Origin of the sequence: Nonomuraea fuscirosea (assembly GCF_003001935.1) — a bacterium.
GTDB classification, from domain to species: Bacteria; Actinomycetota; Actinomycetes; order Streptosporangiales; family Streptosporangiaceae; genus Nonomuraea; species Nonomuraea fuscirosea.
Window position 1 is genome coordinate 354,097 of record NZ_PVNG01000007.1, and the last position, 26,357, is coordinate 380,453.

Consider the following 26,357-nt stretch of genomic DNA (forward strand, 5'->3'; position numbering starts at 1 on the left):
GGCAGTGGTTGCAGTGGCGCTCTGGTGGAGTGGTGCTGCGGCCGGCTGGCGACCCACACCTCCCCACGGCCGATCCCTGCGCCGAGGGCTGCCGAGAGGCGGTGACGTCGCTCGACTTACGACCCACACCTCACGATGCCGCTCCCGCAATGAGGACCGCCGTCGCACGAAGATCCGCCCGCGTGCAGAGGACGGCGGGCAGCACGAGCAGCGGACTCGCCGGTCTCCGTGGCCGCCGGGCGGACATCCGACGAGGGGGACGCGCCGAGTGCCGGTACCGATCGGGCGGGTGTTCGGCGTGGACGGATGGACGCCTTGACTGCCTGTACCGGTCGGGCGGGTGTTCGGTGCAAGGGGACGGCCGCGTTGAGCGTTCGTGGAGAGTGCGGCGTTGGGGGACGGCCGCGTTGAGCGTTCGTGCAGGGTGCGGCGTTGGGGATGGACGCGTTGAGTATTCGTGCAGGGTGTGGCGTCAGGAGATGGACGCGTCGAGGGGGCGTACAGGCCGGGTGGATGTTCGCTGTGAGGGCCGGACGTGCTGAGTGCCCGCATTCGCCGGGTGGGCGGCCGGTCCTCGGTAAGGAGGTCGGGTACCGCTCGCCGGTGAATGCGGGCACTCAGTGGTGTGCCTGAGCTCATCGCCCGGGTCGTTCATCGCCCTGGGCGGACTCCGCGCCGGCGCGGTGGGCGCGCGGCGGGTTCAGGCCGTGCCAGAGGTGTTACCACCTGTGGCGGTCACCACCGTTGTGGTTGTGGTTCCGGTTGATGATGACGATCCTGATGCGTCCCAGGCCGTGGTGGTGGCGACCCCAGCGGTTGCCGCGGTTCCAGCCCCAGCCGCCGCAGCGGTTCCGCCGCCAGCCCCAGCCGCAGCCGTTGGTGAGGACGGACGTGCCGGTGCTGACCTGGGTGGCCGCGTCGGCGCTCGCCATGGTGGTGGCCGCTCCCGCGCTCACCACACCTCCGGTCAGAGCGGTGCTGATGGCGAGTCCTGCGATGACACTCTTGAGCTTGGGCATTGCGCTTTCCCCCTAAAGGATCGATTGCCCCGTTCAGCCGCTGCAAGGCTGTCCGCGTCAAAGCGAATGGGCCGTCCAGCGACTCGGATGACGACTAACATTTCATCCGCACACAGCATATTTCCGAGAGAAAGCGCGACAAACCGGACTTACTGGTTTTTGCCCGACACGAGGCATTTCCATGGGACGGCGAACAGCGCGGCACCCACGACGAAAAGCCGGGACGGCGATTCCCGGCCGGCGACGACAATGGCGTGAAAAACGCAGCGAGGGCTCCCCGGCTGTTGCCGAGGGAGCCCTCACCGAGTTGCCGTGGAGACGAGGAGAAATGAAAGCCTCAGGCCGAACCGCGAGAGAAAGCGGACCGCTCCCGAGAGCCCGCATCAATAGCGGGCACTCATCCCTGCGCCATCAACGCACGGACTTTGTTACCAGTTCTGCCCGTCACGGCGCTGGTGGTGCTCCTCGTGGCCGTTGTCGTTGTGGTTGTCGTTGCGGATCACGATGCAGATGTGGCCGCTACGGTGCCGGCGGTGGCCGCCCCAGCCGCCCCAGCCCCAGCCGCCGCCGTGGTGGCCCCTGTTGCAGCGCTGGTGGTGACGACGGTGGTGGTGGTGACGGCCCCAGCCCCAGCCGTCCGACGCGAGGACGGACGTGCCGGTGGTGACCTGGGTGGCGGCGTTGGCCGCGGTCGTCGCCGCGCCCGCGCTGACCATGCCGCCGGTCAGCGCCGTGCTGAAGGCGAGGCCTGCGATAACACTCTTGAGCTTGGGCATTGCGTTTTCCCCCTAAAGGATCGGTTGCCCCGTTCTCGGCGTTTTCCGGATTTCCGGGAAACAGATCTGGACGGCTGCTGAAGGCTCATCCACGGAATGTCATTTCCGGGCCGGTGGGCGGGCAAACGGTCACGACCCCATTTTGCTCTGCATTAACAATCTTATTGCTCGCATTAAAGATTTATCCACTGAAAAGAGAGGATATGTCCGAATCTTCCGCATTTGGCCCGGCCAAGTATGGGCGGCAACGGGTCATCGCCCGGACGTCTAGCGACGCCGGACCCTTTTCAGCGCCGGTGGTGCGCATGCGCGGCCGCTCCCGGACGTCGAAAATCCGCGAGCGAACAATGGCACGACGACGGCCACGACAAACACACGAATAGGCTTGGCCGTTTTCACCGCAATGGGGATGCGTACCAAAAACCATGTGCGTTGTCCGGCGCGCGCGGCGGTCACCGTCGATCGGGGAATGGCGATCGAGCCGTCCCAGGAGATGTCCGCCGCTGTGCGTGGATCCCGGCCATGGCGATCGTCGGCCCGCTCCGTCTGTTAACGGTACGTACCTCAGTCGTCACGCTCGGTATCCTCATGCTTTCCGGCCGCGATGGCCATAAACGGCTTACGCCAGCCTTTGCCACAGCCTTGGTGTGTCAAGAGATCGCTTAGGCCCCTATCCAACGAAAAATCCAGAAACGCCCAGGGCCGGGCCCTCTGGTGGCCAAGCATGAGCGATCTGCGCAGGGCAGCCCTCCAGCCGTCCGCCAGCGCCATCCGCGACGCCGGTCCGACGACGGTGTGGAGGCGGTGCTGGTCGATGGCGGAGGAGGAACAGTGATGGTCGTCGGTGAACGACGGTGGTCCAGGGGCGCGGCGGATGGGGGGAAGCGTGGTGGGCGGCGGCGGAGGGGTTGTGGCGAGTGGCGGTGGGTCCTGGCCTGCAGGGGTCGCGTGCAGCAGCGATCGCATGGCGGGTGAACGTGGCGAGAGGCGCTAATGGCGGTGGTGGGGTGGGCTGAGGGGGTGGTTAGCGTTTGCCGGTTTTCTTTAGGTGGTGGGTGGAGGCGAAGCCTCTGCGGCCGAGGTCTGTTCCGTGGATGCGGCGCCACTTGCCGAACTTCTCGCAGTTGCCCCATGTGCGATCCCCCGGATACAGCTTGTCCACGACCCGGCCCGCCGGCGTCACCCGTACGTTCAGCCGGGTTTTCACCCGGACCACCCGGTACCTGCAGCCGGTGCGGTCGAGGGTGGTGGTCGCGTTCGCGGGGCGGGTGTCGCCGAGGACGACGAGCCCTCCGCCCATGACGGTGACCGCGAGGGCCGTGGCCGCGAGGGTTGCGGTGGTGTGGGTGGTGAGCATGGCGTACCCCCTGGTGCTGGTTGGGACGTGACGCCTTGCTGTCCAGATAGAGCGTGTAAATGCCCTTCTGTACGGAATCCGGACTCCACCAAGGGACGATGGTTATCGTGAAAAGACGGGGTGTTCGAAGGAGATGAGGAGGAGAGATCATGGCCGCGCAGCCGGTCCCACACTGGCCGGGACGCATGATCGGCCCGGTGCACGTCCGATCCACGCCGAAGGGGCCCGCCGAGCAGGCGGTGTTCGTGCACGGCCTGGCGGGGGCGGCCACCAACTGGACCGACCTGATGGACGAGCTGAAGGACACCGTCACCGGCCACGCCATCGACCTGCCGGGCGCGGGGTTCTCGCCCGTGCCGGCCGACGGCGACTACTCGGTCGCCGCCCACGCGGGCGCGGTGGTCGGCCTGCTGGAGCACACGGGCCCGGCCCACCTGTTCGGCAACTCGCTCGGCGGCGCGATCGCGGTCAGGGTGGCCGCCTCCCGTCCCGACCTGGTCCGTTCGCTGACGCTCGTCTCGCCGGCCCTGCCCGATCTGCTCCCGAGGTACGGCCCCGTCCGCATCGCCGCGGCGGCGGTGCCCAGGCTGGGCGAGTGGGTGGCCGACCGGCTGCGCCTGATCCCGGTCGAGCAGCGCATCACCGCGTCCATGTCCATGGTGTGGGCCGACGCGGGCGCCGTGCATCCCGTACGCCTGCGCGACGCCATCGACGAGCAGCGCAGGCGCGACGACCTGCCGCACGCCGGCGAGGCGATGATCCGCTCCGCCCGCGGCATCGTCGCCGAGTACTTCCGCCGGGGCGAGGACACGCTCTGGCGGCAGGCGGAGAAGGTCAGGGCCCGCACGCTGATCATTCACGGCCGCCACGACCGCCTGGTCCGCCCGGCCATGGCGCGGAAGGCGTACCGTACGTTCCGGCAGGTCAGGCTGGTGCTGCTGCCGACGGCGGGGCACGTGGCGATGATGGAGACGCCGAAGGTGGTGGCGGCCGAGGCACGCCGTCTGATCAGTGAGACTCGATTGGGGAATGCCCCACTGCCCAGCTAGGTTTCACAGTTGAGATGAGACCCCTGAAACGGGAGCGTAGAACGTGTCGTTGCCACCGCTGGTCGAGCCGGCCGCAGAGCTGACCGTCGACGAAGTGCGCCGCTACTCGCGCCACCTGATCATTCCCGATGTGGGCATGGCGGGGCAGAAGCGGCTGAAGAACGCCAAGGTGCTGTGTGTGGGTGCCGGTGGCCTGGGCTCGCCCGCGCTGCTGTATCTCGCGGCGGCGGGGGTCGGCACCCTCGGCATCATCGACTTCGACGTGGTCGATGAGTCCAACCTGCAGCGCCAGGTCATCCACGGCCAGTCCGACGTGGGCCGGCCGAAGGCCGAGAGCGCCGCCGCCTCGATCCGCGAGATCAACCCGCTGGTCGAGGTCGTGATCCACAACACGGCGCTGACGAACGAGAACGTGATGGAGATCTTCTCCGGCTACGACCTCATCGTCGACGGCACCGACAACTTCGCCACCCGCTACATGGTGAACGACGCCGCCGTGCTGCTCGGCAAGCCGTACGTCTGGGGCTCGATCTACCGCTTCGACGGCCAGGCCAGCGTCTTCTGGGCCGAGCACGGGCCCTGCTACCGCTGCCTCTACCCGGAGCCCCCGCCTCCCGGCATGGTGCCGTCGTGCGCCGAGGGCGGCGTGCTCGGCGTGCTGTGCGCCTCCATCGGCTCCATCCAGGTCAACGAGGCCATCAAGCTGCTGACCGGCATCGGCGACCCGCTGGTCGGCCGGCTGATGATCTATGACGCCCTGGAGATGAAGTACCGCGACGTCAAGGTCCGCAAGGACCCCGAGTGCGTGCTGTGCGGCAAGACCCCCTCGGTCACCCAGCTGCTCGACGACTACGAGGCGTTCTGCGGCGCGGTCTCCGACGAGGCGGCCGAGGCGGCCAGCGGCTCCACGATCACCGCGGTCGAGCTCAAGGGCATGATGGACCGCGGCGAGAGCATCTACGTCGTCGACGTCCGCGAGCCCAACGAGTACGAGATCGTCTCCATCCCCGGCGCCACGCTGATCCCGAAGGGCGAGTTCCTCAACGGCTCGGCCCTGGAGAAGCTGCCCCAGGACAAGAAGATCGTGCTGCACTGCAAGTCGGGCGCGCGCTCGGCCGAGGCGCTCGCGGTCGTCAAGAACGCCGGCTTCGCCGACGCCGTCCACGTGGGCGGCGGTGTGCTGAGCTGGGTCAAGACCGTGGACCCGAGCCTGCCCAGCTACTGAGGGTTTCTGCGTATGCTCCCCAGACACGGCCTTTAAGGTCGAAGGTGTGAACTCTGCCCGCCCCTGGCCCACACTCGTGGTGGCCTCCGCGCTGACGCTGTTCTGCGCGGTGACCGCCGGAGTGGCGGGCAGTGCGGCGGGCACGGAGCTCACCAGGGGGCCCAGCACGGCCGAGCTGCGCACGGCGGCCGCGCAGGAGGTGGCCGAGCGCTGGCGCGCCTGGCCGACCGGCCGCATCTTCCCCGCGACGCTGCCCTACTCCGCCGAACAGGGCGGGCGCGAGCGGGCCCACCGGGTCGGCATCTCGCCGCACTCGGCGTGCGGCGCGGACGCCGTGGACGCCAAGGCGGTCGAGGCGCTGCGGGCGGCGGGCTGCAAGGGCGTTCTGCGGGCCACGTACGTGGACGCGCTGCGCGGCGTGCTCGTCACGATCGGCGTGGTGGCGCTGCGTGACGAGCCGGGGGCCGTACGCGCCAAGTCCGCCTTCGCCGGCAACGGCAAACCAGCACCCGGCTTGCGCCCGCTGGCCTTCACCGGAACGGTGTCCGACCGGTTCACGCCGGCCGTGCGCCAGTCGGGGTCGGTCCGCCAGGCGGGCCCGTACCTGGTGCTGACCACGGCCGGCCAGGTCGACGGGCGGCCGGCGGACGCGGCCGGCGAGCCGCGGCCCGCGATCTTCGCCTTCGCCACCGACATCGCCGAGCGGGTGCTGAGCGAGCTGAGCACGCCGAAGATGCCCGACTGCGCCGCCAGGGAGTGGCGGTGCTGACCCGGGGCAGGGGGCGAGGCGTGCTGCGACAAAGCTCGCCGAACCGGGGCACTTCGAGACGCGGCATGGGCGCGGCGGCGGGGGCGTTGCTGCTCGCCGCCGCCCCCGCCGCGGCCGGCACGCTGCTCCAGCCCGCCCACGCCGACGACGTGCGCGGCGGCCAGCAGGCCGTCATCGAGACGTTGAAACTGCCGCAGGCGTGGCGGACCAGCAAGGGCGCGGGCGTGCTGGTGGCCGTGCTCGACTCCGGCGTCGATCCGGGCCATCGCGACCTGGCCGGCGCGGTCCGCGTGGGCAAGGATTTCACCGAGGGCGCAAATCCGCCCGGGATCGCGCCCAGCAGGCTGCACGGCACGTACATGGCTTCCCTGATCGCCGGGCACGGCCACGGACCCCAGGGAAAACGGGGGATCATCGGCGTCGCGCCCGAAGCGGACGTACTGTCGGTAAGGGTCATCCTCGAGGACGAGGAGCCGGGCTTCCGGGAGTTCAACTCGGCCGAGCGTTTCGAGAACGTGGTGGCCAAGGGCATCCGCTACGCGGTGGACGAGGGGGCAGACGTCATCAACATGTCGATCTCCAAGGAGCTGGCGACCAGGGAGGAGCGCGCGGCCATCCGCTACGCCATCTCCAAGGGCGTCGTGCTCGTCGCCGCCGCGGGCAACCGGGGCGACAGGAAGGTCGAAGGCGACTTCGCCCCCTACTCCTACCCGGCGGCCTTCCCCGGCGTCGTCTCCGTCGGGGCGACCGACGAGCGGCTGCGGCGGGCCACGTTCTCCAACTGGAACTCCTCGGTGCTGGTGGCCGCGCCCGGCGTGGACATCATGGGCGCCGGCCCCGGCGACGAATACTGGGTCGGCCGGGGCACCTCGCAGGCCAGCGCGCTGGTCTCGGGCGTGGCCGCGCTCATCAAGGCGCGCCATCCGCGCATGTCGCCGCCGCTGGTGGCGCGGGCCATGGCCGACAGCGCCACCGACCGGCCTCCCGGCGGCTACGACACCGCGACCGGCTTCGGCATCGTCAACGCCGCCAAGGCCCTGGCCGAGGCGGCCCGGCTGGCCGGGCACACCGAGACCGCCGCGGGCGACCAGGCCCAGGACCCGGCCCGGCCGCTGGCCGGTGGGCAGGCGGGCCCGGTCGAGGTCATCGTCAGGGACGAACGGCGCGTCACGGTCTACACGGCGGTCGCCGCCGCGGCCGGCGCCGGCGCGCTCGCGTCCCTGGCCGTCATATTCGTCCTGGTCAGACGGGTACGCCGGGCCGCCATGGCACAGGACGCATGATCCGCCCACCAAGGGGGACGAAATAGACACGAAGCGAATGCGGGAACGAGGCGGTGGTGAAGGGACGTAGGTCGGTCACAGGGCTCCCGCGTGCCGAAGGAGAGGCCGCGCAGGAGAACAGGAACCCGCTCGGCGCCACCACCGGCCGGCGCTCACGCGTGCGCTCATGGCCGGCGGCGGGCTCCCGCAGGCGTACGGAGGCCAAGGAGCGGGCCGAGCTGGCCCTCCTCCAGCAGGGCGTCCGCAACCGCCGGGTCTTCGTGACGCTGCTCGGCGTCATCATCGCCGTGTCGGCGGTCGTCGTGCTGCTCGGCACGGTCGGCATGGTCGCCGAAACGCGCTCGCGTCCGCTGACTCCCGCCGAGCAGAATCAGTACAAGCAGGAGGAGATCGCCCGGCGCTGGCAGGCCTGGCCCGCCAGCGGCGTCTTCCCCGAAGAGGTGCGCTACCTCGGGCTCGACCGCGCCCAGCAGTACGCCAGGCGGGTCGGCATCGCCCCCGAGACCGAGTGCGCCAAGGGCGTGGACGCCTCCGTGGCCGGCGTGCTGCAGAACCACGGCTGCCGCACCATGCTGCGGGCCACCTACATCGACCAGACGGCCTCCTTCGTCATCACGGTCGGCGTGGCCGTGCTGAAGGACGAGGCGTCCAGGGTCTCGGCCGCCGAGGAGCTCACCCAGGACGACCGCGTCGGCGTGCTGCCCGTCGCCTTTCCCGGCACGGTGAGCGAGCGCTTCGGGCCCGACCAGCGCCAGCGCACCGGATGGGTGGGCGCGGGCCCCTACCTCGTGTTCTCGACGGCGGGTTACGCCGACGGCCGCACCAGGGCCGCGATCCCGCCCGAGGAGATCCTGCACAGCGAGCTGTGGCCGGCCGCCAAGTCGATCGGCAACCAGATCGCCTACTTCCTGGCGGACCCGCCCAAGGTGCCGCCCTGTACCCAGGGGAACGTGTGCTGACCGCCGTACGCGTCGTCACCGCCGCGCTGCTCGCCTTCTCCGCACCCGCCGCCGATCCCGTCAGGGAGCAGCAGAAGTGGGTGCTCGACGCGCTCAACATCGAGCAGGCGTGGGCGGTCACCAAGGGGGAGAACGTCACCGTCGCCGTCGTGGACAGCGCCGTCGACGGCAAGATCAAGGAGCTGAAGGGCCGCGTCACCGCCGGCCCCGACATGACCTCGGGCTCGGTCACCCGCGAGCTGCCGCCGGGCCGGCACGGCACCGCCATGGCCGCCCTGATCGCGGGTTCGGGCGCGGACGACGGGCTCGTCGGCACCGCGCCGGCCGCCCGCATCCTGTCGCTGCCCATGGTCATCGACGACGAGCCCATGCTCATCCCGCCGCTGGAGAGCGAGGCGTCGGCGGAGAGCCCGCTGGCGCGCGCCCTCCGCTACGCCGCCAACCACGGCGCCCAGGTGGTCAGCATGTCGATCGGCTCGTACGGCCCGCTCAGGTCGGAGCGCGAGGCGGTCTCGTACGCGCTCGGCAAGGGCGTCGTGCTGGTCGCGGCCGTGGGCAACGACGGCCTGACCCAGTACGCCCAGGACAAGGGCACCTCCTACTGGAGCTTCCCGGCCGGCTATCCCGGCGTCATCGGCGTGGCCGCCACCGACAAGCAGGGCCGGCGGGCCACGTTCAGCAGCGACAACCTGTCCGTGCTGGTCTCCGCGCCCGGCGTGCAGGTGCCGGTGGCCAAGCGCAAGAAGGGTTACGAGCTGTCGGAGGGCACCAGTTCGGCCGCCGCGCTGGTGGCGGGCGTGGCCGCGCTGATCAAGTCGCGTTATCCGTCCCTGCCGCCCGAGCAGGTCGCGCAGGCGCTGGCGTCGAGCGCCAGGGGCCGGCCGGCGGCCGGCTACGACGACAAGACCGGGTTCGGGGTGGTGGACGCCGCCGCCGCGCTGAACGCCGCCGAACGCCTCACGGGCGCGCAGCGCAGCATCACGCCCGGGATGGACCACTTCGGTCAGGGCGAGGACTCTCCGGTGCCCACCAGACCGGGTCCCGACCCGATGCGGCTGTGGCTGTACGGGGGCGGCCTGCTGCTCGCGCTGGTCACGTTCTGCGGCGCGATCGTCGTGCTCAACCAGCGCAAGGAGCCATGACTGGCCCCATGACAGGCATCGACCAGGCATAACGGCATGAGGCGAACAGGTTTCTCGTTGCTGGGAAGATCCGCTATGGTCGCGCGTCATGGGATACGAGCTGCGGGTGGTGCGCGAGTCGCCACTCGCCTTCGCGGAGCTCGCGAAGGCCATCGCGCCGGCCGGTTTCGAGCTGCGCGGATCTGAGGAGATCGTGGCCGGTCACGGGGGTGGCACGCACTCCGTCGCCCGCTGGCACGGCCAGCTGGTCGGCGAGCCCGGCTCCGACTGGCAGGTGGCCCAGCTGCTGAGGCTGGCGACCGCGCTCGGCGCCCGGCTCATGGGCGAGGACGGCGAGGTCTACGCGCTGCGCGACGGCGTCATCGAGGTCTCGACGGGCGGCAGCGTGGTGGAGATCGGAAAGTTCGAGGAGATCATCGACGCGGGCCCGTCCGCATGGAGCCCGTGAACCCGTTCGCCGAGCGGGTGCTCGACGTGGTCGAGCGCATTCCGCCCGGCAAGGTCATGGCGTACGGCGACATCGCCGAATATCTCGGCGAGGGCGGCCCCCGGCAGGTGGGCAAGGTCATGTCCACGTGGGGCGGCGGCGTGCCGTGGTGGCGCGTCGTCCACGCGGACGGCACCGCCGCGGCCCCTGACCACCTGCGACGCTGCCTGGACCACTGGCGCGACGAGGGCACTCCGCTGCGCGGAGAGCGGGTGGACATGCGCCTGGCCCGGTGGGACGGGCGTTCAGCCGATTTTCAGTAACCAACGTGACCTGCACTTTCTCCAATACGGCGATTCTGTGACATGTGACTCCCATTACCATGGGCAAAACACTGATGGCGGCCCGAAAGGCGGTGCCACCCCTATGGCCACCGGCGTCACAGCCCAAAGCCAGGGCGGCGATTCGCTCGCCGACCGCCTGAAGGCTGTCCAGGATCTCTGTGATCGTGGCGAGCCTTTTGCAGCGGTCATGCGAGCCGTCGGCCCAGGCGGCCGCGACGCGGCATTCGACACCGAGGTGCTCAGCAACCACCTCGGCGCGCGCATCGAGCTGGCGGTCAAACGCGGCCCCGCGCGGCGGCGCGAGATGCTCGACCTCATCCGCCCGTACCTCGCGGGCGTGGACGCCGGCGTCAAACGCGACCTGCCGGTCGCGCGCCGCGTCCTGTGCCACCTGATCGAGACCCGCCCCGACGAGGAACTCGTCGACGGCGAGACGCTCGCCAAGGTGGTGGCCGCGGCGGCGGAGCCGTCCAAGCGCATCCGCAAGGGCCTGCGCTGGTACGCCGACCTGCCCTTCCGCGACGAACTGCCGCCCGACCTCTACCGCCTGCGGCGCGCCGACCTGGTGCCCGTCACCCACATCGACGACATCGTCTGGGCCGACGGCAAGCTGCGCGTGACCGGCTTCGCCTACCTGGCGGGGCTGTCGGTCCGCAGCCGCAGGTTCAACCGGGCGACCGTGGTGCTGCGCGGGCCGCGCTGGTTGCCGCCGATCCGGATGCGCACCCGTCGCGTACTGGCCCCCGAGGCCACCCACGGGGCGCGCGAGCCCGGCTGCAACTACGACTGGTCCGGCTTCAACGCCGAGCTGAGCACGTGGCCGCTGCGCTGGCGCGGCGCCGTGCGCAGCGTGGTCTCGGGCGTGCGCCGCCGCATGCGGCACCGCCCGTCCGTGCCGGACGCCACGACGTGGCGGGCCGAGATCGTGTTCTGGAGCCGGGGCGCGCGGGCCACGGGCCTGCTGCGCGGCTCCTCGATCGGCCGTCCCGAGCGGCCCGCCGGGCTCAAGCTGAAGCCCGGCTGGTGGGTCAGGCCGGTCTGGACCTCCGACCGGGCGCTGCAGGTCGTGCTCCAGCCCAACAGGGCCGAGCTGACCGGCGTGACGCTCGACGGCGAGCACCTCGAACTGAAGATCTCCCTGCCCGGCCGCCAGGTCACCAAGGGTCACGCCAGGCTGGGCGGTCACCGCATCGCCGCCGACTTCACCCCGTCGGGCGACGGCACCGAGGTCAAGGTCGGGCTGGCCGTGCCCGCGCTGCTGCAGGAGAAGGACGGGCGGCGGCTCTGGGTCGAGCCCAAGGGCGACCCGGCGGCCTCCGTCATGCTGGCCGACCTGGTGGAGACCCGCACGCCCGTGGGCGACCGCGAGATCACCGTGCTCGGCGACCGGCGTGACCGGGTCGTGGTCTCCGCCCACCGCATCCGCCCGGTGATCACCTCGGCGGTCTGGGAGGGCCCGGCGCTCGTCCTGCGCGGCGACTATCCCGACGCGCCAGGGCCCCGCACGCTCACGCTGCGGCACCGGTCGGGGCTGTCCTACTGGCTGCCCATGGAGCGCTCCGGGCAGAACTTCACCGTACGGGTGGAGCCGGCCTCGATGGACCGCTTCGGCGAGGCCGTCCCGCTGTCCTCGGGCACCTGGAACATGTCGCTGCGCCATCCGTCGGGCGAGATCGTCCCGCTGCGGATGGACCACGCGGCCCTGGGCGGCCTGGACGAGGAGCCGCGCACGCTCGGCGGCCACCTCTACCGGATGATCTCCACCCGCTTCGACGTCCCGGTGATCACCGTCGAGGAGGACCGTCCCGCGCAGGAGCGCGGCGTCGCGGGCACCCACGTCCTGCGCCGCGTCTTCTACCCGGCCCAGCGCACCGAGCCGCTGCGCGAGGCCACCGTGTACGTGGTCAACGACGGACGGCTCTACGCCGACAGCGTCCGCGCCATCTACGAGGAGCGGCTGCGCAGGGGAGACGACAGCGAGCACCTGTGGGTGGTCAAGGACGGCGCGTTCGTGCCGCCCGGCGGCGCGACCGTCATCAGGGCCGGCAGCCGCGAGCACCACGAGGCGCTGGCCAGGTCCCGCCACATCATCACCAACTCGTTCCTGCCCGTGTGGTTCCGCGCCCGCGAGGACCAGGTGGTGGTGCAGACGTGGCACGGCACCCCGGCCAAGCTCATCGGCGGCGACCAGTCGCACATGAAGCGCGACCCGAGGCCGCCGATCTGGCACCGCCAGGTGGCCGAGGTACGCGGGTGGGACCTGCTGCTGTCGCAGTCGCCGTGGGCCACGCCGGTGCTGCGCAAGGCGTTCGGCTACAAGGGCGAGATCCTGGAGAGCGGCCTGCCCCGCAACGACGTGCTCAACTCGCCCGACAGGGACGCGCTGACCGCGGCCGTGCGCGAGCGGCTGGGCCTGGCCGAGGGCAAGCGGGTGGTGCTGTACGCGCCGACGTGGCGCGACTACGACCGCAAGAACGCGATGGTCAAGCTCGACCTGGCCAAGGCCCGCGAGGCGCTGGGCGCCGACCACGAGATCCTGGTCCGCGCCCATCCGATGCAGGCCGCCCCGGCCGTCCCTGACATCGCCCGCGACGTCACGACATATCCGGATATCGCGGATCTGTTGCTGGTGGCCGACGTGCTGGTGACCGACTACTCCTCGGTCATGTTCGACTTCGCCGCCACCGGCAAGCCGATCGTGCTGTACGGCTACGACCTGGCGAAATACTCCTCGAAGCGCGGCCTCTACATCGACCTGCCCGAGCAGGCGCCGGGGCCGCTGCTCTCGACGTCGGCCGACGTGGTCGACGCGCTGCGCTCGATCGACGAGGTGGCGGCGGCCCACGCCGACCGCTACGACGCCTTCCGTGCCACGTTCGCGCCCCGCGACGACGGCAAGGCCACGGCCCGGGTGGTGGACCACCTCTTCTCCTGACGCCGGGCAGGCCCCGCCCGCGAGGGCGGGGCTCGCCCGTGACGCTCAGAAGAGCTCGGGCAGGTCGTCGGGCAGCACGTATCTCCGGCCCGGGTCGTAGTCCAGGCCGAAGGCCCCCGGCTTCGCGCCGCCGGGAGGCCGCCCGCCCGGCAGGTGCTCGACCAGCACGTAGAGCAGCGCCGAGATGCTGGTGGCGCAGACCATCTCACCGCTGTCGATCAGCTTGCGGACCTGCGCGAGCCGCACCCACTCCACCCGCTCGGCCTCCCACGGGTCCGACGGGGGCCCGATGTGGGTGGCCGACTCTCCCCGGTAGACGTGGTGCAGGCTGTCGGAGACACCGTTGCTCGGCTGCACGCCCATCAGCGGGCGCAGCGGCCCGGGACGCCAGCCGGTCTCCTCCTCGAACTCGCGCGCGGCGGCGGCCTGTGGCGTCTCGCCCTCCTCCACCTGCCCGAGCGGGATCTCCCACGCCCAGCTGTCGGTGATGAAGCGGTGGCGCCAGATGAGCAGCACCCGATCGTGGTCGTCGGTCACCACGGCGCCCGCGGCCGGAGCCGTGCGCAGCAGCCGGTGGTCGAGCCGGCTCCCGTCGGGCAGTTCCACATCCGCCACGCGGACGTCCAGCCATGGATCGCGATAGAGCGACTTCTCCGAGTGGACCTGCCAGCGCATGCGCTCAACCCCCCGCACAAGGCGAATATTGACCCTACGCTACAAGTCTTCACTCTCCGTGAGAGGGGCAAATCGCCGGAGCGACCGGCCCATCATGACGCTGCTGGCGAACATCGCCACCGGCGTGTCACGAGAAATCCGGCATCTCCCTCGATAACGTAGGCGGATCTCCCAGGGAGACCGGGCAAGTCGGCACGATCTACCCCTGTGGTCTGGTGGAATCTAGTGCTGTGAGTGCTCAGACCTGGCGGTTGGTGCGACGAGGGGGCGGGGGGCCCGCTGCGCCTCCTGTGCTGGATGAGCACCAGCGTGCCGTGGTGGCCCATCAGGGCGGCCCGCTGCTCGTTCTCGCAGGTCCAGGCACCGGCAAGACCACCACGATCGTCGAGAGCGTGGTCGAGCGGATCGAGCGGCGCGGCGTCGACCCCGAGCGCGTGCTCATCCTCACCTTCAGCCGCAAGGCCGCGGAGGAGCTGCGCCGGCGCGTCACCGGCCGTCTGCGCCGCACCACCCGCTCCCCCCTCGCCCTGACCTTCCACTCCTACGCCTACGCGCTGCTGCGCCGCGAGTGCCTGCTGGCGGGCAAGGCCCCGCCGCGCCTGCTCACCGGCCCCGAGCAGCTGCTGGAGATCCGCCGGCTGCTCCACGGCGAGCTGGAGCGGGGCGCGCCCGACTGGCCCGCCTCGCTGCGCGAGCCGCTCAAGACGCGCGGCTTCGCCGAGGAGCTGCGCGACTTCCTGTCCAGGGCCAACGAGCGCGGGCTGGACGCCGAGCGGCTGGTGGCGCTCGGCCGGCTGCACGGGCGCGCCGACTGGGCCGCGGCCGGGCGCTTCTCCGAGCGCTACCAGGACCGCTTCGACCTGGCCCCCGAGGAGACCTACGACTACGCCGAGCTGGTCGGGGCGGCCTCCGCACTGCTGACCGACCCGGAGGTGCGCGAGCGCGAGCGGGCCGCGCACGACGTGGTGTTCGTCGACGAATACCAGGACACCGACCCGGCCCAGGAGCTGCTGCTGGCCCAGCTCGCCGGCGACGGCCGCGACCTGGTCGCGGTGGGCGACCCCGACCAGTCGATCTACGGGTTCAGAGGCGCCGACGTGCACGGCATCATGAAGTTCCCCGAGCGGTTCAAGACGCGCGACGGGCGCGAGGCGCCGGTGCTGGCGCTGCGGGTGTGCCGCAGGAGCGGGGCCGACCTGCTGGAGGCGTCCCGCCGGGTGGCGGCCAGGCTGCCGGTCGCGCCCGCGCCCGAGCACGACCAGCGGCACGGTCACCGCGACCTGGTGCCGCTGCCCGACGCCGACGCGGGCGACGTGCGGGTGCTGCTGGCCGACAGCGTCAGCCAGGAGGCCGCGATCGTGGCCGACACGCTGCGCCGCGCCCACCTGATCGACGGGGTGCCGTGGCACCGGATGGCGGTGCTGGTCCGCTCGGCCCGCCGCCAGGTGCCGCTGCTGCGGCGGGCGCTGGTCAACGCCGGGGTGCCGACGATGATCGCGGGCGACGAGGTGCCGATCGCGCAGGAGCCCGGCGTGCGGCCGCTGCTCACCATGCTCCGCGTGGCGCTGGATCCGGCCGAGCTCGACGAGGGGGTGGCCGAGGAACTGCTGACGGGGCCGCTCGGGGGCACCGACATGATCGGTGTACGCCGCCTGCGCCGCGCCCTCAAGATCGCCGAGAACGAGGCCGTACAGGCGGGCGACACGGGCACCGGCGACGAGCCCGGCACCGGCGAGGAGACCGGCGAGGAGGCCGGCCCGGGTGGTGAGGCGAGCGCCGGCGTTGACACCGGCGACGGCCCTGAGTCTGGCGACGACCCTGAGCTCGGCAGCGGCGACGAGCCGGGCGGTGGCGAACCGGGCGGTGGCGAATCGGGCGGCGGTGAACCGGGCGGCGGTGAACCGGGCGGCGGTGAACCGGGCGGCGGTGAGGAGGAGGCGGAGGTGCCGTCTCGGAGTGGGGCACGGTCTTCTGGGGAGTTGCTCGTCGCGGCGATCAAGGACGTGCGGGAGCTGACCCGGATCGAGCCCCACGTGGCGCTGCCGGCCGAGCGGGTGGCGAAGCTGCTGGCCACCGCGCGCGAGGCCGCCAGGCAGCAGGGCACCGCCGAAGACCTCCTGTGGGCCGTCTGGGACGGCAGCGGCCTGGCCGGGCGGTGGGGCGAGCTGAGCCTGTCGGGCGGCCCCAGGGGCGCGCAGGCCGACCGCGACCTCGACGCCGTCGTGGCGCTGTTCGACCACGCGGCCAAGTTCGTCGACCGCATGCCCATGGCGGGCCCCGAGGTGTTCATCGACGACCTGGCCGCCCAGGAGATCCCCGGCGACACGCTGGCCGACCGCGCCCCCGACGGCGACGCCGTGCGCGTGCTGACCGCCCACCGTTCCAAGGGCCTGGAGTGGGACGTCGTGGTGGTGGCGGGCGTGCAGGAGGGCGTCTGGCCCGACCTGCGCCTGCGCGGCTCCATGCTGGGCGTGGAGGACCTGGTGGAGGTGGTCGAGGGCGCCAAGCCCAACGCCGCCTCGCTGGCCTCCAAGCTGCTGGCGGAGGAGCGCAGGCTGTTCTACGTGGCCGCCACCAGGGCCAGGCGCAGGCTCGTGGTCACCGCCGTGGGCGGGGAGGACACCGACGAGCGGCCGTCCAGGTTCCTGTCGGAGCTGATGCCGGGCGCGGTCGAGTCGGCCACGGTCGACGACCGGGCCCGCTGGCTCACCATGTCCGCGCTGGTGGCCGACCTGCGCAGCGCGGTGACCGACCCCACCAGACCGGCCGTGGTGCGCAGGCGGGCGGCGCGGCAGCTGGCCCGCCTGGCCGCGGCCGGGGTCCAGGGCGCCCACCCCAACGACTGGTACGCCCTGACCCCCATCTCCGACGACCGCCCGCTGAGCTGGCCCGGCGACATCGTGAACATCTCACCGTCGGCGGTCGAGAGCTTCACCAAGTGCGGCCTGCGCTGGCTCCTGGAGACGGCGGTGGGTGCGGCCGGCACCAGCACCGCGCAGGGACTGGGCAACATCATCCACGCCCTGGCCGTGCTGGCCGCCACCGACCTGCCCAGCGAGGACCTGCTGGGCGACCGCCTCGACCAGATCTGGAACGAGCTCGACTTCGGCGGCGTCTGGTACAACCGCAAGCAGCGCCAGGTGGCCGAGCAGATGATCGGCAAGTTCCTGCGCTGGCACAAGGAGAATCCGCGCGAGCTGGTGGCCCTGGAGGAGGCGTTCACGGCGATGGTGTCGGAGGGCGTGCAGATCAAGGGCCGGGTCGACCGCGTCGAGCGCGACTCGGAGAACCGGGCGGTGATCATCGACCTCAAGACGGGCGGCTCCAAGCCCAAGGCGGGCGACCTCGACCGGCACCCGCAGCTCGGCGTCTACCAGCTGGCCGCGCTGCTGGGCGCGTTCGCCAGGCACGGCATGACCGAGCCCGGCGGGGCGGCGCTGCTCCAGCTCGGCAAGGCTGCGGGTAAACATGACGCTCTGGAGCAGCAGCAGGGCGCGCTGGCCGACGACAAGGATCCGGGCTGGGCCAAGGACCTGGTCGACACGGTGGCGATCGGCATGTCGGGGCCGTTCTTCCAGGCGAAGGTCAACGACGGCTGCCGTACGTGCGCGGCCAGGGCCAGTTGCCCGGTCAACGACAACGGGGGCCAGGTGTGCTGACCCCGGCCGAACTCGCCGGCAAGCTCGGCATCCTGCCGCCCACCCCCGAGCAGGCGGAGGTCATCGAGGCCCCGCTGGAGCCGATGGTCGTCATGGCCGGCGCCGGCTCGGGCAAGAGCGAGACCATGGCCGGGCGGGTGGTCTGGCTGGTCGCCAACGGCCTGGTCAAACCGGAAAATGTGCTGGGCCTGACGTTCACCCGCAAGGCCGCCGCCGAGCTGGCCACCCGGGTGAGAGAGCGGCTCAACGGCCTGGCGGAGGCCGGTCTGGTCGAGCCGGGCTCGCTCGACACCGAGCCGACCGTGTCCACCTACCACGCCTACGCCGCCCGCCTGGTCACCGACCACGCGCTGCGCGAGGGGCTGGAGCCGACGATGCGCCTGGTTACGCCGGCCGTGTCGTGGCAGCTCGCCTCGCGGGTGGTGGCGATGTACGACGGCCCGATGGACAAGATCGAGCTGGGCCCGCCGTCGGTCACGGCCGCCCTGCTGGAGCTGGCCGGAGAGCTGTCGGAGCACCTGCGCTCACCGTCCGACGTGCGCCGGGTGGGGGAGTGGCTGCGCGAACGGCTCGACCTGCTCCCCGGCCGCACCACGCTCGCGCAGCGCAAGCCGGTGAGCGTCCAGGCGGCCAGAGAGCAGCTGCTGCCGCTGGTGCGGGCGTACGAGCGGCTCAAGCGCGGGCGTGAGGTCATCGACTACGGCGACCAGATGTCGCTGGCCGCCAGGATCGCGGCCGGGCACAAGGAGGTCGGCGAGATCGAGCGCTCCCGCTACTCCGTGGTCCTGCTCGACGAATACCAGGACACCAGCCACGCCCAGCTCGTCCTGCTGCGCTCCCTCTACGGCGGCGGCCATCCCGTCACCGCCGTCGGAGACCCGTGCCAGTCCATCTACGGCTGGCGCGGCGCCTCGGCCGGCAACCTGCGCCGCTTCCCGCGCGACTTCCGCACCGCCTCCGGCGACCGGGCCCCGGTCCGCCAGCTCAGCGTCAGCTTCCGCAACGGCGACCGCGTCCTCGACGTCGCCGCCCGGGTCCAGCTCCCGCTGCGGATGGAGGCGAGAAAGGTGCCGGTCCTCATCCCCGGCCCCAACCGGGTCGACCGGGGCCGGGTCACCTGCGCCTTCCACGAGACGGCCGAAGACGAGGCCCGGTGGATCGCCGACGGCATCGCCAGGATCCTCGGCCAGGAGGTCGCGCCCGACGGGCTGCCGTGGGGCGAGAAGGAGCGCAAGAAGACGCTCGCCGTCCAGCCGCAGGACGTCGCGATCCTGGCCAGGAAGCGCTCGCAGTTCCCCGCGCTGCGCAGGGCGCTGGAAGACCGCGACATCCCGGTCGAGGTGGTGGGCCTGGGCGGCCTGCTGACCGTGCCCGAGGTCAACGACATCGTCGCCACGCTGCGCGTCCTCTACGATCCCACGGCCGGTGACGCGCTGGCCCGGCTGATGGCCGGGCCCCGCTGGCGGATCGGCCCCGCCGACCTGCGGGTGCTGGGCGAGCACGCCAGGGAGCTGGCCCGCGAGCTGAGCGACAGCCACCGCGAGAGCGACCCGCTCGACCAGGTGGTGGCCGACCTGGCCGAAGAGCGCGGCAGCCTGGTCGACGCGCTCGACGAGCTGCCCGACAGGGAGGCGTGGCTGGTGTCGTTCTCGCCGCTGGCCCGCACCAGGCTGGTGGCGCTCGCCCACGAGCTGCGCCAGTTGCGCGCGCACACCGCGCAGCCGCTGCCCGACCTGATCACGGAGGTCGAGCGCAGGCTGGGGCTCGACATCGAGGTGGCCGCGCGCAGCGGCGTGGTGGGGGCGTTCGCGGCGCGGGCCGACCTCGACGCCTTCCTCGACGCGGCCGCAAGGTTCGCCGGCGACTCCGAGGACCCGACGCTGGGCGCCTTCCTCGCCTACCTGCAAGCGGCCGAGAGCGAGGAGTTCGGGCTGGAGGCGGGCCGGGTCGGCGAGAGCAACAGCGTCAAACTGATGACCGTGCACGCCTCGAAGGGCCTGGAGTGGCCGATCGTGGTGGTGCCCGGCCTGTCGCAGCTGGTCAGCTCGAAGGGGACGATCGCGACCGGCAGTATGTTCCCCGCCACGCCGGTCATGAACAGCCGCTGGACGGAGAACCCGCGCAAGCTCCCCTACGCCCTGCGCGGCGACGCCGCCGACCTGCCCCGGCTGGGCGGGCTGAGCAAGGAGGAGCTGGCGGCGTTCGACGAGCAGTGCCGCGAGCGCGACCTGATGGAGGAGCGCAGGCTCGCCTACGTCGCGGTGACCCGCGCCCACTACCACCTGATCGCCTCCGGCTACCGCTGGGGCACCGCGACCAAGCCGCTCGCGCCCTCCGACTTCCTGCTGGAGATCCGCGACACCGCCGACCGGGTCTCGTTCTGGGCCGACGACCTGGCCGAGGGCGCCACCAACCCGCTGCTGGCCGAGCCGGCCGAGGCCGTCTGGCCGGTCACGCCCGAGGGGCTGCGTTACGAGTCCGTGCTCGACGGCGCCCGCCTGGTCGAGGACGCCCTGGCCGGCACGCTGGGCGACGACGACGAGGACGAGCCGCTCAAGTCGTACGAGGAGGAGCGCCTGCGCGCCTGGGACCGCGACACCGACCTGCTGCTGCGTGAGCGCGAGCTGCACCGGCGCAGGCCCGCGACCACGGTCGAGCTGCCGGCCAAGCTGACCGTGTCGTCGCTGGTGACGCTGGCGGCCGATCCGCGCGAGCTGGCCCGCAGGATCCGCCGGCCTGTCCCGGTCAAGCCGGCGCCGCTGGCCCGGCGCGGCACCTCGTTCCACAAGTGGCTGGAGACGCGGTGGGAGCAGCAGCGGCTCATCGACGACCTGGAGCTCTACGACGAGGAGCTCGAAGAGGCCGATGTGCGGCTGGCGGAGCTGCAGGAGCGGTTCGAGGAGAGCGAGTGGGCCGACCGGCGGCCGATCGACCTGGAGGTGCCGTTCGAGACGATGATCGCCGACCGGCTGGTACGCGGGCGGATGGACGCCGTCTTCGAGCGGCCCGGCGGCGGTTACGAGGTCGTCGACTGGAAGACCGGGCAGCCGCCGCGTGGCAAGGCGGCCAAGGCCGCCACCGTGCAGCTGGCGGCCTACCGGCTGGCCTGGGCCCACCTGGCGGACGTGCCGCTGGAGGAGGTGGGGGCGGCCTTCCACTACGTGCGGGCCAACCGTACCGTTCGGCCGGTCGATCTGCTCGACGCCGACGGTCTGGTGGCGCTGATCGAGCGGGTCAAGCTCGTAGATGACGGAACGCGGGCTTCGGGTGCATGAGGAAGTCGTGGTGGGAGATGTTCCAGGCGTAGGCCCCGGCCATCGCGAAGACCACGGTGTCCCCGACGCGCAGTGAAGTCTCGATATTTCGGGCGAAAATGTCTTTCGGGGTGCAGAGCTGGCCGACGAGCGTGACCGGCTCGCCCACGGCCTGGCCCTTGCCCGTGGGGAGGACCGCGAAGGGCTGGTCGTGCCCCTTGGTGGCGGGCGTGCGCAGGTGATGGGTGCCGCCCAGCAGCACCGCGTACGCCCGGCCGCGCACCCGCTTCACGTCCACGACCTTCGTCACGTAATAGCCGCAGTAGACGGTCAGGGCCCGGCCCGGCTCGATCCGCAGCCGCCTGCCGCGCCCCAGCTCCGCCAGCCCCGCCCCGTACGCCGCCCAGTCGAACCTGCTCTCGGGCCTCTCGTACGACACCGCCATCCCGCCGCCCAGGTTGACCTCCTCGTACGGATTGTCCAGCAGCGCCCGCGCCAGCCCGAGCAGCTGACCGGCCTCCAGCCCGCTGGCCAGGTGCGCGTGCAGGCCGCACAGCCGGACCCGGTCGCCGAACAGCGGCAGGCACTCCGCCACCCCGTCCTCGTCCATCCCGAACGGCCCGCTCATCGTCAGCGCCGCGCCCTCGACCGGCAGATCGGGGTTCAGCCGGAGCAGCACGTCGGCCTCGACGCCCGCGGCGAGCAGGCGGCGCAGCTCGTTCGGGGACTCCACGTGCAGCCGGTGGTGCGGCAGCCGCAGCTCGGCGTCGGTCTTGCCGGGCCCGCCCAGCGCCACCGGCACCCCCGGCAGCAGGCCGGTGACGTGCGCGTGCTCGCCCGCCGACGACACCTCGAACCCGTCCACGTGCCCGGCCAGGACGCGCAGCAGCTCGGGGTCGGGGTTGGCCTTGACGGCGTAGTACAGCTCCGTGGGGCCCAGCGCCCGCCGTACGGACGCGACGTGCTCGTCCAGCGCGGGCAGGTCATAGAGGTAGGCGGGCACCTCCGAAAGGCGCGCGGCGGCCTCCTGGACGCGCGGGGTGATCATGCGAGGGGGTTCGCGATCGGGACGTAACCGGCGGCGCGGTCGGCCGCCCTGGCCCAGCGCACGCCCAGGTTCGCCTTGGCGGGCAGCGGCGCGCCCGCCAGCAGGTCGGACAGCGGCAGCGGCCGGCCCAGCTCGTCCGCCTGGCGGTCGAGCACGTCGCGGGCGATCCGCCACAGCTCGCGCAGCAGCTCGTCGTCGGTTCCCGCGACCGTGGCGGCGATCTCGGTGAGGTGGTTGACGAGCAGGCAGTAGACCACGCGCGCCCAGCCGCGCCCGGCGTCGTGGGTCAGGGCGCCGGCCACCTCGTGGGGCAGCCCTGACAGGTCGTGCCGGCCCGCGACCAGCTTGGTGCCCTCCAGGTCGCGGAAGACGGCCTGCACGGGGGTGCCGGAGGAGTCCAGCCCGACCAGGACGTTCTGCAGGTGGGGCTCCAGCACGACGCCGTGCGTGAAGTACAGCTCCAGCACCGGCGGCGCCACCACCGTCACGTACGCCCGCCACCACGCGAGCGGATCCGTCACCGGGGCGTCCACGGCGAGGGCGGCGGCCAGGACCGGGGTCACGCCGGGGGAGCAGGCCGCCCAGGGGCTGCGCCGGACGATCACGCCGAGCCCCTCGCGCAGCCTGACGCCGAGGCCGGCCGACCGGTAACCGGGCTCGGGCAGCCAGCGGGTGCCCGGATGCGCGGCGGCCGTCAGGTCGAAGAGGGGCGCGAGGCGCCGGGTCAGCTCCACCGCGCCGGCCAGCTCGTACCAGGCGTTCTTGCGTACGCAGTTGGTGATCCGGACGTCCAGGGAGAACTTCAGGCAGACGCCCGCGTCCTGGGCGTACACCGTCCGTACGGACGAGGTCGGCGTCACCACCGGCCCCGGCCCCAGGTCGATCAGCTCGGGTCCGAAGGCTGGCCGGAGCAGGTCGAGCTGCCACGGGTGCGCGGGCAGCACCCGGTAGCCGTCGGGGGCCATGCCCATCCCGTCCAGCGCGCCGGGGTCGCCGCCCTCGTCCAGCACGTCCTCCCGTACGCCGAGGAGCCGGACGGGGAACGCGGCGTGCGCCTCGGGCGCGTACCGCAGCCAGTCGCCGCCGCCGCGCGCCTTGGGGCTGGGATGGAACGGGTGCCCGTACACCAGCGCCTGCTCCGAGGCCAGCCAGGGATCGGCGGGCGGCGCCGTCTCCGCCCTGGCCGCCAGGATCGCGGCCACGGCCCGCCTGCTGGCCGCCACCTGCCCGGCGAACTCGCCGTTGTGCCCGCGCGGCGCGGCGCCTCCGCGCTCGGCCCCCTCGGCGGCGTGCCGGCCCAGTTCGGTCTCGACCAGGACGCCCAGTTCGGTCTCGACCAGGACGCCCAGTTCGGTCTCGACCAGGACGACCAGTTCGTCGCTCGTCAGCGGCCGCCACGCGCCGGACTCCAGCCGCTCGGGCCGACCCTCGAAGCGCAGCGCCGCGCCGCCGGAGGCGCGGGCCCGCAGCAGCGTCCCCGCAACCCGCAGCAGCAGGTACGGCGGCGCCGGCCACACCAGGCCGCGCGGCCCGGCCACCTCCCGCACGCAGCAGCGCAACAACGCCGCCAGCGTCGCCTCCTCGGCCCGGCCGGAAGGCGCGCCGGCCGGCGGGTCGGCCAGAGCACCGGCCAGCGCGTCAGCCGGTGCTTCCGTCACACCGGAAAGCGGGCCGGGAGGCGCGTCGGCCGGAGCTTCGGCGGCGTCGACGGCCAGTCCTCGCAGCATTCAAGCTCTCCTCAGATAGTTGGGCCCGCTGGTGCCGTAGAACTTGTTGACGTCGCGGGCGCCGGAGCGTTCCTTCGACACGAGGGTGCCGGCGGTGATCATGGACTTGCCGGTGAGCCTGACCGCGTCGAGCGTCCGGCCGCGCAGGATCTTGGCCATGGGGTCGTCCCCGTACTCGTCCAGGGCTTCGGCCAGCGTCTCCCTGACCAGGGCGGCCGCGCGGGCGTGCGGCAGGGCGCCGAACGTCACGGCGGCGGCGGCCAGGTGCAGCGTGATCGTGACGAAGACGTCGGCCAGGGCGTGGGGGTCGTCGGTCAGCAGGCGTCCGTCGGCGAAGTCCGGCACCTCGATCCCGGCGGCCCGCAGCCGCGACGGCGAGGCGAGCAGGCCGTCGTTGTCCTTGGCCAGCAGGCGCATGCGCTCGCCCTGGAGGAGCAGGGCCAGGTTCTGCTGGTGGGCTTCGAGCGCGACGCCGTACCGGACGAAGAGCCGCACGTTCCAGCGCAGCAGCAGCCGCAGGTAGCCGGACAGCACGTCGCCCAGCTCCGCGAGCACGCCGGGGGCGTTCAGCGCGGCGACCGGCACGATCTTCCCCTCGGGCAGCCGCCTGACCATCCAGGCCAGGTACTCGTGTCCCGCGTGCGCCCAGGTCTGCTCGTCGGCCAGGACCACGTCGGGATCGGCCAGCCGGCGCAGCAACGTCTCGGCTCTCGCGCCGTCGGCCAGCGTCCCAGGCTTGATCGAGCGCCGGTTCCGCACGCCGAGGGTGCTGACGGGCAAGGGCAGCTTGAGGTGGAGTCGCGGGCCGACCTCGACGGTGCGCATGGACAGCGTGGGCCGTACGGTGACGGCCGCCCGGTCCAGCACCCGTACCCCGTCGATCTTGCGCACCTCCGCGACGGTCAGCGGATGCACGGGGAACAGCACCTCGTCGTCACCCACCTCCCACTCACCGTCCGGCGCGGCGTCGGCGGGAAGGCTTCCGGCGGAGCCCGGCGCGAGCGCGCGGCGCGGGACCGCCGCCCACCGCAGCTCGAACGAGGGCCCGAACTCCGGCGCGTACGCCGGCAGCTCGCTCGCCGCCAGCCCCACCCGCGCGCGGGAGGTCGGATAGACCGGATGGTCCACGAACGCGGCCAGCGTCTCGTACGAGGGCCCGGCCCGCAGCACCGAATCGGCGACCCCGTCGTGCAGCTCCAGCGCGGCCAGGGCCGCCAGGCACTCGTCGAAGAAGGCGGCCACTCCATCCGCGTCCGCCGGGTCGGCGACCTCCGCCAGCGTCTCCAGCACCTGTTCGAGCCCCAGCCGCTCGTCCGGCGCGAGCACGAAGTCCTGGAACAGCACCCCGGGCGTCAGCCGCGCCCACCGCCCGTCGGCCAGCGTCAGCCCGACGCCGTCCCTGGTCCTGGTGATGCGGGCGGCCAGTCGCCCGTAGTCCTCGCGCAGCAGGGCGTTCAGCACGCGGGCGGCCAGGTAGGCCTCCCTGGAGCTCATTCGACCACCCACGGCCGGGCGGCCCGGTAGTCCTGGACGGCCGCGTCCACCAGCTCGCGGGAGGGGCCGACGCCGCGCACGACGCCCAGGTAGTCGCGGTTCGTCCTGGTCAGCGTGACGACGTCGCCCACCTCGCGCAGCGGTCGGTGCCACAGCCGTACGTCGCCGGTGGTCACGCTCTCGTGCCCCGGCGCCTCCTTGACGATCCCCTCGCGGTCGGCGACGAGGCTGACGGCGCTCCCGTACGCGCTCCCCTGCGTGAAGTCGGGGACGCGCTCCCCGAGATGCACCCGCAGGATCCACTCGAACAAGGGCACCCCGAGCACGTCCGCCAGCAGGAAGTCGCAGTGGTCGCCGATCACGCGGTAGTTGACCTCGACGATCCTGGGCCCGTGCGCGGTGAGCGCGTACTCGGTGTGGCAGGCGCCGAACCCCACGCCGAGCGCCCGCAGCGCCGCGAGCACGTGCGCGTCCGGCTCGGGCGCCCAGTCGAGCCGCTCCTCGACGAAGTACGGCAGCGCCCCCAGAGTCGTCTCGAACCCGCCGAGGACCCGCAACCCGCTCTCGTCCCCGAGGGTCTCCAGCGTCCGCAGCGGCCCTTCCAGGTACTCCTCGACGACCAGCGCCTCGCCGGGACGCCGCCGCCTGACCTCGGCGACGGCCCGCGCCAGGTCCTTCTCGACCAGCATGACGTCCTCGCTGGCCACCCCTTCGCGCGGCTTGAGCACCACGGGGTAAGGCACGTCTTCGGGTACGGGGTCACCGGGCCCGAGGCGCAGCGAGAACACCTGCTCGATCCCCGCCTCGGCCAGCCTGCGCCGCGTCAGGAACTTGTTCTTGGCCGTCGCGCACGCCCGCCAGTCCTTGCCGGGCAGCCCGAAGTAGGATGCCGCGAGCGCGGTCTCCGTCTGCAGGTGGTCGGAGTTGGAGAAGATCGCGTCCGGCCGGCCCAGCTGCTCGACGGTGTCGATCAGGGCCCTCGGGTCCCGTACGTCACACGCCACCGCGTGCGGATGCCGCTCCGGGCGATCGGTCAGGATGATCACCTCGCAACCGAGGGCCCGGGCCGCCGGCAGGAAGCCGTCCGTCACGGAGTCGGTCGGTTTGAGCGCGGTCAGGTAGAGCCGCAACGCCAAGGCACCCCCGAGGAATCAGGTAAGGCTAACCTAACTCGTCGATCTTAGCCCCAGAGAGATCACCCCGGTGCCCGGATAC

Annotated in this window: 19 protein-coding genes; 11 read left to right on the plus strand and 8 right to left on the minus strand. The window is 72.2% G+C overall.

The features are described from left to right. Positions 1-719 precede the first annotated feature (719 nt). The 3 genes from B0I32_RS18965 to B0I32_RS18975 form a co-directional block, all read right to left on the minus strand. Positions 720-1,019 carry a hypothetical protein gene (locus tag B0I32_RS18965; RefSeq protein WP_106240911.1) on the minus strand — a complete coding sequence of 100 codons (300 nt, stop codon included), beginning with the start codon at positions 1,017-1,019 and terminating at the stop codon, positions 720-722. A gap of 428 nt (positions 1,020-1,447) precedes the next feature. Then, complete coding sequence (locus B0I32_RS18970) at positions 1,448-1,795, minus strand: hypothetical protein (protein ID WP_106240913.1); 348 nt, start codon at positions 1,793-1,795, stop codon at positions 1,448-1,450. A gap of 1,024 nt (positions 1,796-2,819) precedes the next feature. Then, positions 2,820-3,152, minus strand: coding sequence for a hypothetical protein (locus tag B0I32_RS18975; RefSeq protein WP_106240916.1), 333 nt, complete (start codon positions 3,150-3,152; stop codon positions 2,820-2,822). Positions 3,153-3,301: 149 nt separating this feature from the next. On the opposite strand from B0I32_RS18975, the gene B0I32_RS18980 reads away from it, so the two are divergent. The 9 genes from B0I32_RS18980 (at position 3,302) to B0I32_RS19020 (ending at position 13,285) form a co-directional block, all read left to right on the plus strand. Next, positions 3,302-4,201 (plus strand): alpha/beta fold hydrolase, encoded by a 900-nt coding sequence (locus B0I32_RS18980; RefSeq protein ID WP_106240917.1) that lies wholly within the window; start codon positions 3,302-3,304, stop codon positions 4,199-4,201. Between the two features lie 43 nt (positions 4,202-4,244). After that, a complete protein-coding gene (gene moeZ / locus B0I32_RS18985) occupies positions 4,245-5,426 on the plus strand; it encodes an adenylyltransferase/sulfurtransferase MoeZ (protein ID WP_106240920.1) in 1,182 nt (393 codons plus the stop codon). Positions 5,427-5,472: 46 nt separating this feature from the next. Next, positions 5,473-6,195: a hypothetical protein gene (locus tag B0I32_RS18990; RefSeq protein ID WP_245955898.1), complete on the plus strand. Its 723-nt coding sequence runs from the start codon at positions 5,473-5,475 to the stop codon at positions 6,193-6,195. 20 nt (positions 6,196-6,215) lie between these two features. Then, entirely contained in the window at positions 6,216-7,478 is a 1,263-nt protein-coding gene (locus B0I32_RS18995; RefSeq protein ID WP_245955899.1) for a S8 family serine peptidase, read from the plus strand. Positions 7,479-7,534: 56 nt separating this feature from the next. Next, positions 7,535-8,437, plus strand: coding sequence for a hypothetical protein (locus B0I32_RS19000; RefSeq protein WP_245955900.1), 903 nt, complete (start codon positions 7,535-7,537; stop codon positions 8,435-8,437). Further along, the gene (locus B0I32_RS19005) at positions 8,431-9,579 is read left to right on the plus strand and encodes a S8 family peptidase (protein ID WP_106240926.1); all 1,149 of its coding nucleotides are present in this window, start codon (positions 8,431-8,433) and stop codon (positions 9,577-9,579) included. Before B0I32_RS19000 ends, B0I32_RS19005 begins: the two co-directional genes overlap by 7 nt. 88 nt (positions 9,580-9,667) lie before the next feature. Continuing rightward, positions 9,668-10,027, plus strand: coding sequence for a hypothetical protein (locus B0I32_RS19010; protein ID WP_106240928.1), 360 nt, complete (start codon positions 9,668-9,670; stop codon positions 10,025-10,027). Beyond that, positions 10,015-10,329 carry an MGMT family protein gene (locus B0I32_RS19015; protein ID WP_106240930.1) on the plus strand — a complete coding sequence of 105 codons (315 nt, stop codon included), beginning with the start codon at positions 10,015-10,017 and terminating at the stop codon, positions 10,327-10,329. Before B0I32_RS19010 ends, B0I32_RS19015 begins: the two co-directional genes overlap by 13 nt. Positions 10,330-10,537: 208 nt before the next feature. Beyond that, positions 10,538-13,285: a CDP-glycerol glycerophosphotransferase family protein gene (locus B0I32_RS19020; RefSeq protein WP_106240932.1), complete on the plus strand. Its 2,748-nt coding sequence runs from the start codon at positions 10,538-10,540 to the stop codon at positions 13,283-13,285. Positions 13,286-13,330: 45 nt separating this feature from the next. Here B0I32_RS19020 and B0I32_RS19025 read toward each other — a convergent pair whose 3' ends face one another. Continuing rightward, positions 13,331-13,960 (minus strand): NUDIX domain-containing protein, encoded by a 630-nt coding sequence (locus tag B0I32_RS19025; protein WP_106240934.1) that lies wholly within the window; start codon positions 13,958-13,960, stop codon positions 13,331-13,333. Positions 13,961-14,250: 290 nt separating this feature from the next. On the opposite strand from B0I32_RS19025, the gene B0I32_RS19030 reads away from it, so the two are divergent. Both B0I32_RS19030 and B0I32_RS19035 read left to right on the plus strand, forming a co-directional pair. Beyond that, positions 14,251-17,619, plus strand: a complete 3,369-nt coding sequence (locus tag B0I32_RS19030; RefSeq protein WP_106240936.1) for an ATP-dependent helicase — start codon at positions 14,251-14,253, stop codon at positions 17,617-17,619. Beyond that, positions 17,613-20,894 (plus strand): ATP-dependent helicase, encoded by a 3,282-nt coding sequence (locus B0I32_RS19035; protein ID WP_106240937.1) that lies wholly within the window; start codon positions 17,613-17,615, stop codon positions 20,892-20,894. The genes B0I32_RS19030 and B0I32_RS19035 overlap by 7 nt, the downstream gene beginning before the upstream one ends. Here the strand turns inward: B0I32_RS19035 and B0I32_RS19040 are convergent. Genes B0I32_RS19040 through B0I32_RS19055 form a run of 4 tightly spaced genes read right to left on the minus strand, consistent with a single transcriptional unit; the run spans position 20,854 to position 26,272 of the window. Then, positions 20,854-21,921, minus strand: a complete 1,068-nt coding sequence (locus tag B0I32_RS19040) for a type III PLP-dependent enzyme domain-containing protein (RefSeq protein ID WP_106240940.1) — start codon at positions 21,919-21,921, stop codon at positions 20,854-20,856. The two genes, B0I32_RS19035 and B0I32_RS19040, sit on opposite strands and share 41 nt — an antisense overlap. Further along, complete coding sequence (locus tag B0I32_RS19045; RefSeq protein ID WP_106240942.1) at positions 21,918-23,648, minus strand: IucA/IucC family protein; 1,731 nt, start codon at positions 23,646-23,648, stop codon at positions 21,918-21,920. Before B0I32_RS19045 ends, B0I32_RS19040 begins: the two co-directional genes overlap by 4 nt. Beyond that, a complete protein-coding gene (locus B0I32_RS19050; protein ID WP_106240944.1) occupies positions 23,649-25,142 on the minus strand; it encodes an IucA/IucC family protein in 1,494 nt (497 codons plus the stop codon). Then, positions 25,139-26,272, minus strand: coding sequence for an ATP-grasp domain-containing protein (locus B0I32_RS19055; RefSeq protein ID WP_106241079.1), 1,134 nt, complete (start codon positions 26,270-26,272; stop codon positions 25,139-25,141). Before B0I32_RS19055 ends, B0I32_RS19050 begins: the two co-directional genes overlap by 4 nt. Positions 26,273-26,357: the final 85 nt, after the last annotated feature.

Coding starts and splice junctions, on each gene's coding strand:
- B0I32_RS19045 (WP_106240942.1), bottom strand. CDS start 23,648: ATGCTGCGAGGACTGGCCGTCGACGCCGCCGAAGCTCCGGCCGACGCG.
- B0I32_RS18965 (WP_106240911.1), bottom strand. CDS start 1,019: ATGCCCAAGCTCAAGAGTGTCATCGCAGGACTCGCCATCAGCACCGCT.
- B0I32_RS18975 (WP_106240916.1), bottom strand. CDS start 3,152: ATGCTCACCACCCACACCACCGCAACCCTCGCGGCCACGGCCCTCGCG.
- B0I32_RS19010 (WP_106240928.1), top strand. CDS start 9,668: ATGGGATACGAGCTGCGGGTGGTGCGCGAGTCGCCACTCGCCTTCGCG.
- B0I32_RS18980 (WP_106240917.1), top strand. CDS start 3,302: ATGGCCGCGCAGCCGGTCCCACACTGGCCGGGACGCATGATCGGCCCG.
- B0I32_RS18970 (WP_106240913.1), bottom strand. CDS start 1,795: ATGCCCAAGCTCAAGAGTGTTATCGCAGGCCTCGCCTTCAGCACGGCG.
- B0I32_RS19020 (WP_106240932.1), top strand. CDS start 10,538: ATGCGAGCCGTCGGCCCAGGCGGCCGCGACGCGGCATTCGACACCGAG.
- B0I32_RS19040 (WP_106240940.1), bottom strand. CDS start 21,921: ATGATCACCCCGCGCGTCCAGGAGGCCGCCGCGCGCCTTTCGGAGGTG.
- B0I32_RS19050 (WP_106240944.1), bottom strand. CDS start 25,142: ATGAGCTCCAGGGAGGCCTACCTGGCCGCCCGCGTGCTGAACGCCCTG.
- B0I32_RS19015 (WP_106240930.1), top strand. CDS start 10,015: ATGGAGCCCGTGAACCCGTTCGCCGAGCGGGTGCTCGACGTGGTCGAG.
- B0I32_RS19025 (WP_106240934.1), bottom strand. CDS start 13,960: ATGCGCTGGCAGGTCCACTCGGAGAAGTCGCTCTATCGCGATCCATGG.